The organism is Photobacterium malacitanum, from assembly GCF_900185615.1.
GTDB lineage: Bacteria > Pseudomonadota > Gammaproteobacteria > Enterobacterales > Vibrionaceae > Photobacterium > Photobacterium malacitanum.
Genome location: NZ_FYAK01000003.1, coordinates 419,747 through 433,037, shown reverse-complemented (window position 1 = coordinate 433,037; position 13,291 = coordinate 419,747). Strand labels below are relative to the sequence as shown.

Genomic DNA, 13,291 nt, shown 5'->3' with positions numbered 1-13,291 from the left:
CATTACCGCCCGCATCAGCACCATCAGTGACAGTAATAACAACTTGTCCTTGCGTGCTGTCACCATCATTATCCGTCGCCGTCACACCAAGGTTAATGTTGGCAATGTCTGCATCGTTTTGATCAATGGGGCCTGTCACTTCAACCGTGTATGCGCCATCTTTCGCAATCGTTACGACCATCACTGGCTTGTTATCGCTATCAAGCACGGTTAATACGTTACCGTTAACTGTAAATGTGGTCGCGGTGCCATTACTGGTTAGGTTGGCTAAATCCGGTTGGTCAGCATTGAAATCAAGCTGATGGATCGCATCTGAGCCCACATCCAACGGCACTTCGCCGCTAATAACCTCACCATTTTGGGTGGTTTCATTAATGGTGGTGCCACTGTCAGTGCCAAATTCTGGGTTGGCACCATCAACAATGGTGATATCAACATTGGCAGGCTTTTGTAGCCAATCACCATCGGTATCTTGCACCTGAATCGGCACATCAATGGTGATTTTATCGTTAACACTATCAACCAAACCATCGACACCACTGTCGGTGTGGTTTAACGGTTTGTCTTGATTAATCGTCACTGTGACGTCGATATCGTGGCCGTTCGCCGCTTGGACGGCATCCAATGATACCGTCACCACTTGCTCGCCGTCAGCGGTCACACCGACTAATTTCCCGGTGGTGCTGTCATAGCTAAAGCTGATCGCTTGATTATCACCCGTAGTTAACTCTGACTCTAATTCGTTAATTAATTGGGTTAATTGAGTCGGATCGATGGTCACCTTAGTTGGGTCTAGACGATCAGCGCCCGCCTCAATCACAATCGTGGTGTTGCCCGATACAGGGTAACCTTGCTCACCAGCTTGAGGGGTTAAATCACCTTCAGTAATGGTAATATCACCGTGCTCATTACCACCTGCATCAGCACCATCATTAATAGTGATCACTACCTGACCGTTAGCAGTATCGCCATCATTATCCGTCGCCGTCACACCAAGGTTAATGTTGGCAATGTCTGCATCGTTTTGATCAATAGGGCCTGTCACTTCAACCGTGTATGCGCCATCTTTCGCAATCGTTACGACCATCACTGGCTTGTTATCGCTATCAAGCACGGTTAATACGTTACCGTTAACTGTAAATGTGGTCGCGGTGCCATTACTGGTTAGGTTGGCTAAATCCGGTTGGTCAGCATTGAAATCAAGCTGATGGATCGCATCTGAGCCCACATCCAACGGCACTTCGCCGCTAATAACCTCACCATTTTGGGTGGTTTCATTAATGGTGGTGCCACTGTCAGTGCCAAATTCTGGGTTAGCACCATCTTTAATAGTAATATCGACATTAATTGGTTTATCAAGTGAATTACCGTTTGAATCTGCCCCCTGAATAGCAACATTAATCATGATGTTATCACCATCATGAGAAACTAAACCGCCATTAGTTTCTGCAATATGATCAATGGGCTGATTAATTGTAGTAGTCACATTAACAGTGACATCACGACCATTTATTGATGATGCTTCAAGGGTAATAGACATAACTGTCGTACCGTCGAGAGTACCAATAATTGTATTTGTCCCAGTATCGTAAACAAAGCTAACCGCTTTGCCACCAGAAGATATGTCGCTATTTAATTCAGAAAGTAATGCATTAATAGAAAGAGGATCAAAAACAAAAGAATTACTTTCTAATGGTAATGTTGCTGCGTCAACAAAAATTGATGCTGATGTTTCAACAGGGTAACCCTGTTCGCCATGTTGAGGTGTTAGATCACCTTCAACAACAATCATTGAACCTAACTCGCCACCATCTGCCGCAACAATCACTTTGGGATCAATTACTTGAGCTGCACGCTGAGGGTTATAAGCAGTATCAAAACCTGCTTCTGCTAACACGGCATCATTATCATAATTGATAGTAATAAAGCTTGCCGTTGCCGAGGAACCATTTAAACCCACATTACCAGCAGCAGTAACATTACCAGCAGCAGGCGCTTCAAATAATGTTGTTGGATCTTGTCCAGCTAAGATTGCATTTTGAAGAGACTCAATGTCATCAGCAGAAAAAGATGTATCGGATTTAGCATCACCATTAAAGGAAATACTGTTATCTAGCTCAATCGTTTCAATCCCTGCGGGGGTTAATATTGAACAACTAGGACAAGGGAAATTAACCACTTGCTCTATGCCATCTTTTATAAAAATAAATTTAGCATCACGATTAGTAACGATGACTTCGTTACTCTGCAACGTATGGGTATCGACTAAAGGCATAGGCATTTGATTTGGCTGAAGAATAAAACTTTCACCATCAACAAGCTTAAAATCTTCAACTTTATTATTATCATTATTAACCATGAAATCGCCCAACCTTTAAATTCTTCAATAGCATAATAGCTAAACTGGATAAGTTAACATCGTCACGACTGTATAGATTATAATCCATAAATTATTGCTAATTGTTCAGATCGCTCAATCAATCATAGACTTATTGTATACGTTAAGGTTAAAAACCACTTTACGTCAATACTTCAAGAGCTTATCATTAGTCTTAATTATAAACAAACAACAATGTAACATATAACAACTGGTGATATGTTGCATTAGAATCATTTATTAAACTAATGACCAATAAGAAAAATAATATCCCTTATCGTCAATTACATTAACAATAATAATAGATTACACAGCAAGGAAACGAGCCAATTACCGCAATCAAAACGTTGTTTTTTTAACAATAATACTAACATTTTTGTAGGCCGTTATTTCTCGATACATAGGTTTTTATATGAGCAAAAAGACCACCTCGATATCAACCGATGATCTCGATTTTATTGATGATAAGTCAGCAGCATTACTGCTTAACACTCCCAAAAGTGCCAGAATCATTTTATGGGTAATGGTGCTATTTTTCTTTATCGCATTTATTTGGGCTTATTTTGCAAAACTCGATAAAGTCACTACCGGTTCAGGAAAAGTGATTCCATCATCTCAGTTGCAAGTAGTACAAAACCTTGAAGGCGGGATTGTAAAGCAGGTTTTAGTGAAAGAAGGCCAGCAAGTAAAAAAGGGACAGACACTGTTACTTATTGATGACACTCAGTTTAAATCTGACTTTAAAGAGAAAAAACAAAGCCTTGCATCAATCCAAGCTGATTCATTACGCCTTAATGCATTACTTGCTAGCGTGACTGTAAATAGAAATTCAAACAATAATGAATGGCGTAAAAGTGTTAATGTCAAAAGCCAACCACCAACATTTACGGCTGAATTTCAACAACAACATCCACAATTGGTTCATCGGCAACTCAACCAATTTACGGGTAAATTAAACAATTTAGAAAATCAGCTTTCTGTCGCTTCTCAACAAGCATCACAAAAAGAAAGAGAGTTAACAGAAACTCAATCACGAGTAACAAATATTCGTAATAGCTATAGCATTGCATTAAAAGAATACAATATAACCAAGCCGTTAGCAGAAGAAGGTGTCGTACCTCGCATTGAGTTACTTAAGTTACAACGGGCACTTAATGACACTAAACGGGACTTAAACTCCGCTAAACTTCAGATTCCAGTGACTCAAGCCGCTATTCAAGAAGCAGGGTTTAAATATATTGATATAGCTTTGCAATTCCGTTCAGAAATTCAAGCTAAACTGAATGAAACCAGCGATAAATTATCCAGTATGACAGAAACACAAGTGGGCCTAAAAGATCGAGTAAAACGTACGACGGTAGTATCTCCAGTTAATGGCACAGTCCAAACTATTTATGTCAATACCGTTGGCGGTGTTATACAACCCGGTATGCCATTAGTGGAGATTGTCCCTACAGAAGACACGCTATTGATTGAGGCAAAAATTGCCCCTCAAGATATCGGTTTTTTGCGACCTGGATTACCAACAATTATAAAATTTAGCGCCTATGATTTTACTAATTATGGGGGGCTAAAAGGTTCATTAGAAACAATCAGTGCTGATACGATCCAAGATAAAGAAGGCAATAGTTTCTATCAAGTAAAGATTCGTACCGATGCAAGTAGTCTTAAAGGACCAAATGGCGAAGCATTACCTATCATTCCAGGAATGACAGCATCAGCAGATATTATTACAGGCAAACGTTCTGTATTGGATTACCTGTTGAAACCTGTCCTCAGAGCGCGTCAAACGGCGTTAAGAGAATAAATAATGACCAAAAAACATGTGTTAAAAAAAATCACGTTATTGATTGGCCTTCAATGTTTGGCAACGCCTGTAATGGCGCAATCTCTAGAGCAAGCGATTGCAGAAACGTTATCAACTAACCCAGAGATCAAAAGTGCTTATAATGAATTTCAAAGTAAGCATCAATTGATCAATGCGGCTCAAGGCGACTATTTACCTTCAGTCGATCTAGAAGCAGGTATCGGACACGATGACTATAAAGCCAAAAGTCCTTCAGGCCAGTACCGCCCTCAAACTGCCAAAATTAATATTCGGCAATTAATTTGGGATGGTTCTATTACCTATAACGACATTCAACGTAATAAATCTGAAACTGAAGCACAACGCTACCAGTTATTATCTGATGCACAAGATAAAGCATTAAAAGCAACTGAAGCCTATCTTGATGTTCTTCACGCGCAGGATGTACTAACCCTGTCTCAATCTAACCTTAAAGTACATCAAAAAATGTACGTTGATATTAAAAAACGTGCTGATGCTGGAATTGGGTCTACAGCAGATTTAGCACAAGTTGATGGCCGTTTAGCCAGTTCTAATACCAATTTATTAGCAGCAGAAAGTAACCTTCAGGATAAGATCACCGCATTTGTACGTATTGTTGGTACTTACCCAACCGATCTTGTAAAACCAGAAGTAGATACTAATTATCTCGCTACTTCGTTAGATGATGCACTAACTAAAGCTAAAAAAAATAATCCGGTGGTTTATATCGCATCCAATGATATCAATGCTGCTGAATATCAATACAAACAGGCTAAAGGCACCTTCTACCCTTCTTTTAGTATTGAAGCCTCTCAAGAGTGGGGAGAAGATTTAAACGGCTCACCCGGTGATACTGATGAGCTTAAAGCAATGCTAAAAATGCGCTATAACCTGTTTAACGGTGGCAGTGATGTCGCAAAATCTCGTCGAGCAGCTTATCAAATCAATAAATCTAAAGATATTCGTGATCGCGCTCATCGCATGTTAGAAGAAGGGACTCGCCTTTCTTGGAGTGCACTAACGTTATCGAAAAAACAAAAATTATTCTTACAAGAACATGTTGATGCTTCAGCTCGTACTGTTATTGCTTATGAGAAACAATTCAAAATTGGTCAACGCTCTTTATTGGATGTGTTAAATACTGAAAATGAGTTATTTGAAGCACGTAAAGCCTATTTAACCGCTGAATATGATGGCATTTTAGCTAAATACCGCGTGCTAAATGCCACAGGGCTTATCCTCAGTGAAATGCGGGTTGAAATACCTCAATCTTGGGCACAGTCGGTTAAATAAAGGAACATAATATGAAATATATCATTACGGGTTTATTGGCTCTAACACTCTTTGGCTGCTCTCTTTCAGTACCTCAACCGCCGATTGCTAAACAAACCAAAAATCTGTTTGATAACGACAGTGACGGCGTTATTAATCAGCGAGATTATTGCCCTAAAACACCGCTTGATGCCGTTGTTGATAATAATGGTTGCCCTACTTATGTTGATAGCTCAGAAGAAAATAGCATTCATGTTCTATTTGCTAATGACTCCTCAGCAATAGCAGAAAGTTACATCCAAAATATCAAACAAATGAGTGCATTCTTAGCGAAATATCCTAAAACACATATTGAACTTAAAGGTTATGCCAGTCCGGTTGGTAATGCCAATTATAATATTGCCTTATCGCAACGCCGTGCAATCGCCATTCGCCAAGCATTAATCAATGATGGTGTTGCAGCCTCTAGAATAAAAACCGTGGGCTTTGGTGACAACGATCCTGTTAAAGCCAATGATATCGAACAAACCAATACGTTAAGCCGTCGAGTTGTTGCGCAAGTTATTGGTTATCAAGGTAATGTTGTGAAAGAATGGACTGTATATACTGTTCGTAAAAACTAATCAGATAATTACCCGTTGAAGAAAATAATTTTTTGGCTACTGTGTTGTTTAATTACACTAAATGCATATGCTGCAAGTAAGCTGCATATCGATAAAATAACACAATTTTATGGTGAGCGCGCAGGTATACGAGCAATCGCATGGCGCGCACTCATCAAAAATTCACAACATTTGACGACTCAACAAAAACTCACCGCTGTTAATGATTTCTTTAACCAGTTTGTTTTTATTAGCGATCAAAAGCTATGGGGACAAGAGGATTATTGGGCAACACCTTATGAATTTGTTGGTGTTGGTGCTGGGGATTGTGAGGATTTTAGTATAGCTAAATATCAAGCTCTACTTGAACTTGGCATTGATGATAATAAGCTCAGATTAGTGTACGTAAAAGCACTTGAGCTTAATCAGTTCCACATGGTAGTCGCCTATTACCCAACGCCATCAGCTGTTCCTGTGATTTTAGATAATCTTAAAGGGACGATATCACCAGCAACTGAACGTAACGATTTATTACCAATCTACAGCTTCAATGGTAGTAAATTATGGCTCGTAAAGCAGAAAGGTCAAGGTCAAGTGGCAGGTAACGCTTCTCGCTTAAGCCTTTGGAATGATCTACGTCATCGTTCGCAATATATAAAACTTAACCAACCACGAAACATTTTTTGATGAGTAAATTACAATGACTCTTTACCGACAACTTTTACTGTGGATGCTAGTGGTATTATTCTTACTGACCAGTACTGTATTTGCGATTCAATTTAATACCACTAAAAGCTACTTAATTGAACAACAATCAACAGAGCTCAATAATGTTGTCAGCTCAGTTGGGTTTGCATTATCTCCGTATCTAAAAGCCAATGATTTTATTGCTGCCGAATCTGTCATCAATGCGACCTTTGATTCAGGGTATTACAGTAAAGTAAAATTAACCTTATTAGACTCAAACAAAGAAATCATTCGTCAATACCCACAAATAATAAAAAATGTACCTAATTGGTTTCAATCTTTTGTCCATATTGATGCTATTACCCAAACCAGAACATTAACCGATGGCTGGCTGCAGCTTGCTGAACTGACAGTAACAAGTAGCTCTGCATCTGCATATGTCCAATTATGGAAAGCGACGGTTCAACTTATTCTTGGTTTTATTGTTTGTCTATTTTTAGGTGCAATTGTGTTATCACTTGTACTTAATAAAGTATTAAAACCTTTAAAACAAATTCAAAAAAGTGCTCAAGAAATAGCTAATAACCACTTTACTGCACCGTTACCAACCCCACATACTCGCGAGTTAGTTGATGTTGTCACTGCTTTTAACTCAATGAATATTCAGCTACAACAACACTTTGAACAACAAGCTCAAGAAGCGGATACATTACGCGTTCGTGCTTATCAAGATCCCGTATCAGGATTAGCTAATCGTAGCTACTTAATGACCAAACTACACTCATGGTTAGCCAATAAACCGACAGGTGGCATCATTCTATTGAAGTCTGATGCGATTGAGGATAGCTACCAAAAAGCAGGTTATGAATTAGGTGATCCTTTAGTATTAAAATTAGCTGATCGTTTGAAAGAACTTTCTGCCGATGACATTACTATTGCGCGTTTAAATCAATCTGAATTTATGCTTATTGCACCAAACATTTCGAAAGAAGATCTTACCGAAACAGCTCGTGCCATGCTATCGATGACATCAGAATTGAATCTTGACCCACTCGGTATTGCCCCACTTCAAGCCGCTGTCGGCATTGTTATGTGTTCTAAAACATTAACAATAACAGCGCTACTTGCACATGCTGACAACGCCCTAAATAAAGCGCGCCAACAAACAAAAGAACCACTTGCTTTATTAGAGATCAGTGCTGATAAGACAATAGCAGCGATCGGAAAACAGCAATGGAATGCATTAGTCGATGAAGCAATTGCAAATAATTTAATCCATTTCACTTTTCAAAAAGCCATTGATGCTAACAATGCAATTATTCATAAAGAAATGTTTGCATACATCAAAAAAGGCCAACAAAAATTTAATGCTGGCCAATTTTTGTCTGCTTTAGAAAAACTCAACGATGGCGCAAAATTTGATCGCTATATCATTGACACTATTTTTAATAAGTTCACTAAACAAACTAAATCAGTTCCTGTCGCAATCAATATTACTCAAAGTAGTATTAATGACACGGGCTTTATTCGTTGGCTAAACAATAAACTGCAATCAAGCCCACAAATGAAGCAACATATTTTATTTGAATTGCCTGAAATTTGTTTTATTAAAAATATAGATAACACTCGTTTACTATGTGAAATCATTCGTCAAAATGGATTTCAATTTGGCATCGATAATTATGGCCATAATTTCAGTTCAACTGGGTATCTCAATCAATTACGGCCTCACTACGTGAAGCTTGATTTTGCTTACACCTCACAATTAGATGATCAAGTAAAAATGGATGTTTTAGAATCAATTACCCGTAGTGCTAATAACCTTGCTGTAATGACGATTGCTTCCCGCGTAGAAACTGTTGAGCAAAAACAAAAACTAACGTTACTAAACGTTCAAGGTTTCCAAGGTTATGTTACGGAAGAGTTAGTTAATGGAGAGCAGAAATGAAAGATCCATTACTACAATCATTGACTTATATTAGTCGCTTTTATGGCCAAGCAAATTCACCCGATGCATTAATTGCAGATCTACCACTTACTGATGGATTACTGACGCCTTATTTATTGCCTCGAGCAGCAGAAAAAGCGGGGCTTCAGGCAAAAAAAACACAGATAACATTAACGAAATTATCACCATTATTATTTCCTGTAATTGCGCTCCTAAAAGGTGGTGACGCCTGTGTGGTACTCAGTCTTGATAAAGAGAAAGGTCAAGCAGAAGTTGTACTACCGCAAACTGATAGCTCTGAACAATGGATCAATATCGATGAATTAAATGCGCAATACACCGGTCATTTATTTCTGTTCAAAAAACGGTTTCGCTATGATGAACGCTCTCCTGAAATATTAAAAAACCGCGATGGTCATTGGTTCTGGAGCACGTTATGGGAATCACGCAGTATTTATCGTGATGTCTTTATTGCTTCTATTTTAATTAACATGTTTGCTATTGCTGCGCCACTATTTACCCGTTTAGTCTACGATAAGATTGTTCCTAATCTTGCATTTGACTCATTGTGGGTATTGGCTGTCGGCATTACTATCATTTTTATTTTTGATTTTGTTTTAAAATTATTACGTAGTTACTTTATTGATTTAGCAGGTAAAAAATCAGACCTCCTTATTTCAGCGAAAATATATAGCAAAGTAATGGGGATTCGAATGGAAGCTAAGCCAGCTTCTGTGGGAGCCTTTGCTCGTCATTTACAAGAATTTGAATCGATTCGAGAATTTTTCACATCAGCTACGGTGTCATCATTAATTGATTTACCGTTTGCATTACTGTTTTTATTTATCATCTATGTCATGGCCGGTCCTCTGGCTTTAGTGCCAATGATTGCGGTATTAATCTTAGTTATTTATAGCTACTTTATTCAACGACCACTACGTCGCACCATTGAAGAAGGCTCTCGGCTTGCATCTCAAAAGCACGCTAACTTAATTGAAAGTCTATCTGGGTTAGAAACTATAAAAATGTTTGGTGCTCAGAGTCAATTTCAATATAGGTGGGAAGAAGCTGTTACCCATATTTCAAATTGGGGGTTAAAATCGCGTCGTCTAACAGATTCAGTTCAAAACACTGCCGGATTTTTGCAACAATTTGTCTCTGTTGCGATGATCGTTGTCGGAGTTTATTTAATCGCTAATGGTGATTTAACCATGGGGGGATTAATTGCTTCAACGATGCTAAGTGGACGTGCTGTTGGACCAATGGTACAACTTGCTTTGCTATCAACACGTTACAACCAAGCTAAATCAGCAATGACCATTATTGAACAATTAATGGCAATGCCACTTGAGCAAGAAGACGGTAAACGTTATATTCATCGCCCCATTATTCGAGGTAAAATTGAATTTGATAATGTCACCTTTTCTTACCCCAATGCAACCCAAGCAGCACTAAAGAATGTTAGTTTCACCATTAATCCTGGTGAAAAAGTCGCTATCATCGGCCGTATTGGTTCAGGAAAGACCAGTATTGAGCGTATTTTAATGGGCCTATATCAGCCACAGCAAGGCTCTGTTCGTCTTGATGATACTGATATTAATCAACTGCACCATATTGATATTCGTCGTAATATCGGCTGTGTACCACAAGATATCACCCTCTTTTTTGGTTCTATTCGCGATAATATTATCCTTGGACGCCCTTTAGCCACCGACAAAGAAATTTTAAAAGCGGCTGAACGTGCAGGTGTGACAGCATTTACTCAACATGATGCGGCTGGTTTAGAAAAACAAATCGGAGAAGGTGGGCAAGCACTCTCAGGCGGTCAGCGCCAAGCAATCGCAATTGCACGCGCATTTCTCACTCAACCGCCAGTTGTGGTTATGGATGAGCCAACCAGTAGCATGGATAACCGCTCTGAAATGTACATAAAGCAGCAGCTTCATAAAATGACTAACGAAGAAACACTGATTTTAATCACCCATAAAACCGGAATGCTTGATGTAGTTGATCGGTTGATCGTTATGGAACATGGTCATATTGTTGCTGATGGGCCTAAAGCTCAGGTATTACAAACATTGCGTAACGGTAATATTAGTCAACAACCAACAAATAAATAATGGTTGTGATAGCACTCATTATTATTTAATTAATAATAGTTGTAATATAGCGCCAGTTTGTCCACCATAATAAACTGGCAAGTTAATTATTTAGGATTCTCGTGGAAAAAGTTGCTATTTTTGTCGATGTCCAAAACATCTATTATACCGTCAAAGAAAAGTACCATTGTAATTTCGATTACAATGCTTTTTGGGCAGAAGTATCGCAAGGGCGTCAAATTATTGCGGCTTATGCTTATGCTATTCATAAAGGCGATGAAAAACAGCGACAATTTCAAAATATCCTACGCGGTATTGGCTTTGAAGTTAAATTAAAGCCCTTTATTCAACGTAGTGACGGCTCTGCAAAGGGTGACTGGGATGTTGGTATTACGATTGATGTATTAGAACATGCTGCAGATGTTGATCGGATTATCTTATTATCTGGTGACGGTGATTTTGATTTATTGGTCGATAAAGTACAAACCAAATATGATGCCATTGTTGAAGTCTATGGCGTTCCAGGACTCACCGCAACCTCACTTGTGAATACTGCAAAATGTTATCGTGAGATTGAAACTACTTTACTACTTGGACGTTAGTTTCTTGAACGGTAGTATAGCTAAAAAGGCCAACAATATATTGTTGGCCTTTTTATATATAACTCGATGTTTATTTTATATTCTGAGCGTGAACAAGACCGCCATGACTATAAATATTCATCAATTCACTTGTAGCTTGGCGTACCATTTTTACAGGAACAATAATGAAGTAGATAGATGCTAAAATCACCATTGTCGGATCTGCATAAACAGCCAAATGCGCATATTGGGTCATCATCAAAATTTTTGCAACAACAAAGCCCATTAATACAGAGGCACTGATAACAGTATCCATTACCCACTGCTTAGCTTCGGCGTCTGCTAATGCTGATGAGATATTTTTACTTTTGGCTTTGATATAACGATAAGTGCCATAACAACCAACAACACTAATCATACCAAAGGCTAAAGCAACACCCGCATTAATATCACGCCCACCCGCTAAAATGGCTTCAACAGCGGAATAAAATGACCATATACACATTAAAGCAATCACAGAGCCTTTAATGGCAATAACAGCTGGTGCTATCATTGCTACTTGCGAACTATCTTTATTTATTTCAGGTTTATGAAGATAATGCGCGGCACCTAAAGATAACATCGTTAATGCCAAACTCACTAAAGAATATGCACCATCAAAAATAATCACCAAAGAACCCACTAGTGATCCAAGTACAATCCCCAAAATAGCAAAAGTAAACGATGACACGGTAGACAACAGGAGTAAACCGCGCTCTTGTTGCATTGAACTAGACATATAGGCCTCAATCGACAAATTTTTCGTCGTTTTTTTGTTTAATTATGAATCTAATGAGATGATACAACCTCTTCTATTAATACTATAATCACTGAGCGTCAAATTTTCCGTCGCTCAAAGTGTTGTTACGCGTTATTTTACTCTCACATTTACTCTATTGGTCTCATCTATGAAAATTGCTCAAATTGAAATGTTTCTATCGACTATAAAAACAGGCTCAATTGCTGAAGCTGCTCGTCGCCATGGTAAAAGTCGTACCACAGTCAGTGCATCATTAAGTGCATTAGAAGATCACCTAGGGGTTGAGCTTTTAAACCGCAGTGGTAACCGTATTACGCCAACAGTTATTGGTGAAGCAACAGTGAATGATTTTGAACGTATCATTCTCATTGCAAGAGATATTGATACTCGCTGTGAGCAATATAATATAGGTGTTGAAGCCAGCATTCGCATTGCACGCGATGATTCATTACCAGAAGCATTATGGCGACAATTATTACGCCAAATTCGAACTCAGTTCCCGCAAACAAGTGTTTCTATTTATAGTGCACCAACCCAAGAACTAGAAGAAATGGTGGCACAGAACTTAGTCGATGTAGCTTATGGCCTATTACCTGACACACACCATTTTTCGCGATTACAACAGACAGACTTAGGTCAGATACGTATGATGTCTGTTGCTCATAAAGATCATCCTCTGAGTCAGCTACGAAAAGTTAATGATGCCGATCTAGAGCGCTACACTGAGATTGCGGTCGCTTATTTTGATGAGGAAAGCTTACGTATTGTGACCCCAAAAGCGGGAAAATATATCGCGTTATCTTTTTATGAACACCTACGAGATGCTGTACTTGATCAAACTGGCTGGTCATCACTACCTGCTATTTTAATTAAACAACATTTACGAGAAGGGACACTTAAAGTCATTAAATATAATCGAGCTATGAATTGGCAGTCGTATGGTGAAGTTGTTGAAAATGAAGCACGCCGTGGCACTGTTGTAAAATGGCTTTCTGAACAATTAGAAACCTATTTATTTGCTGAAAGTGATTAATATCAATATGATACGTGCTGTAATTAGTGCATTAAATATTGCATAAATTTAACACTAATGTGAAT

The 13,291-nt window shown here is 38.6% G+C and carries 10 protein-coding genes; 8 read left to right on the top strand and 2 right to left on the bottom strand.

Annotation, left to right across the window (positions count from 1 at the left end; translation table 11 throughout):
- Nucleotides 1–2,359 (bottom strand): retention module-containing protein (locus PMAL9190_RS20235; RefSeq protein WP_159458391.1); only part of this gene is annotated, 2,359 nt, incomplete at its 3' end.
- Between the two features lie 430 nt (nucleotides 2,360–2,789).
- On the opposite strand from PMAL9190_RS20235, the gene PMAL9190_RS11280 reads away from it, so the two are divergent.
- The 7 genes from PMAL9190_RS11280 (at nucleotide 2,790) to PMAL9190_RS11250 (ending at nucleotide 11,415) form a co-directional block, all read left to right on the top strand.
- A complete protein-coding gene (locus PMAL9190_RS11280; protein WP_087845273.1) occupies nucleotides 2,790–4,184 on the top strand; it encodes an HlyD family type I secretion periplasmic adaptor subunit in 1,395 nt (464 codons plus the stop codon).
- A gap of 3 nt (nucleotides 4,185–4,187) precedes the next feature.
- Nucleotides 4,188–5,498: a TolC family outer membrane protein gene (locus PMAL9190_RS11275; RefSeq protein ID WP_087845272.1), complete on the top strand. Its 1,311-nt coding sequence runs from the start codon at nucleotides 4,188–4,190 to the stop codon at nucleotides 5,496–5,498.
- An 11-nt stretch (nucleotides 5,499–5,509) separates the two neighbouring features.
- Nucleotides 5,510–6,100: an OmpA family protein gene (locus PMAL9190_RS11270; RefSeq protein ID WP_087845271.1), complete on the top strand. Its 591-nt coding sequence runs from the start codon at nucleotides 5,510–5,512 to the stop codon at nucleotides 6,098–6,100.
- A 15-nt stretch (nucleotides 6,101–6,115) separates the two neighbouring features.
- A complete protein-coding gene (locus PMAL9190_RS11265) occupies nucleotides 6,116–6,766 on the top strand; it encodes a transglutaminase-like cysteine peptidase (RefSeq protein WP_370738768.1) in 651 nt (216 codons plus the stop codon).
- A 13-nt stretch (nucleotides 6,767–6,779) separates the two neighbouring features.
- Nucleotides 6,780–8,714 (top strand): bifunctional diguanylate cyclase/phosphodiesterase, encoded by a 1,935-nt coding sequence (locus tag PMAL9190_RS11260; RefSeq protein ID WP_087845270.1) that lies wholly within the window; start codon nucleotides 6,780–6,782, stop codon nucleotides 8,712–8,714.
- Nucleotides 8,711–10,834 (top strand): type I secretion system permease/ATPase, encoded by a 2,124-nt coding sequence (locus PMAL9190_RS11255; protein ID WP_087845269.1) that lies wholly within the window; start codon nucleotides 8,711–8,713, stop codon nucleotides 10,832–10,834. The genes PMAL9190_RS11260 and PMAL9190_RS11255 overlap by 4 nt, the downstream gene beginning before the upstream one ends.
- A 101-nt stretch (nucleotides 10,835–10,935) precedes the next feature.
- Entirely contained in the window at nucleotides 10,936–11,415 is a 480-nt protein-coding gene (locus PMAL9190_RS11250; protein ID WP_087845268.1) for a LabA-like NYN domain-containing protein, read from the top strand.
- 70 nt (nucleotides 11,416–11,485) lie between these two features.
- Here PMAL9190_RS11250 and PMAL9190_RS11245 read toward each other — a convergent pair whose 3' ends face one another.
- Nucleotides 11,486–12,172, bottom strand: coding sequence for a cation efflux transmembrane domain-containing protein (locus PMAL9190_RS11245; protein ID WP_087845267.1), 687 nt, complete (start codon nucleotides 12,170–12,172; stop codon nucleotides 11,486–11,488).
- 169 nt (nucleotides 12,173–12,341) lie between these two features.
- Between PMAL9190_RS11245 and PMAL9190_RS11240 the strand changes: the two genes are divergently transcribed.
- Nucleotides 12,342–13,226: a LysR family transcriptional regulator gene (locus PMAL9190_RS11240; protein WP_087845266.1), complete on the top strand. Its 885-nt coding sequence runs from the start codon at nucleotides 12,342–12,344 to the stop codon at nucleotides 13,224–13,226.
- Nucleotides 13,227–13,291: the final 65 nt, after the last annotated feature.

Coding starts and splice junctions, on each gene's coding strand:
- PMAL9190_RS11280 (WP_087845273.1), top strand. CDS start 2,790: ATGAGCAAAAAGACCACCTCGATATCAACCGATGATCTCGATTTTATT.
- PMAL9190_RS11275 (WP_087845272.1), top strand. CDS start 4,188: ATGACCAAAAAACATGTGTTAAAAAAAATCACGTTATTGATTGGCCTT.
- PMAL9190_RS11270 (WP_087845271.1), top strand. CDS start 5,510: ATGAAATATATCATTACGGGTTTATTGGCTCTAACACTCTTTGGCTGC.
- PMAL9190_RS11260 (WP_087845270.1), top strand. CDS start 6,780: ATGACTCTTTACCGACAACTTTTACTGTGGATGCTAGTGGTATTATTC.
- PMAL9190_RS11255 (WP_087845269.1), top strand. CDS start 8,711: ATGAAAGATCCATTACTACAATCATTGACTTATATTAGTCGCTTTTAT.
- PMAL9190_RS11245 (WP_087845267.1), bottom strand. CDS start 12,172: ATGTCTAGTTCAATGCAACAAGAGCGCGGTTTACTCCTGTTGTCTACC.
- PMAL9190_RS11240 (WP_087845266.1), top strand. CDS start 12,342: ATGAAAATTGCTCAAATTGAAATGTTTCTATCGACTATAAAAACAGGC.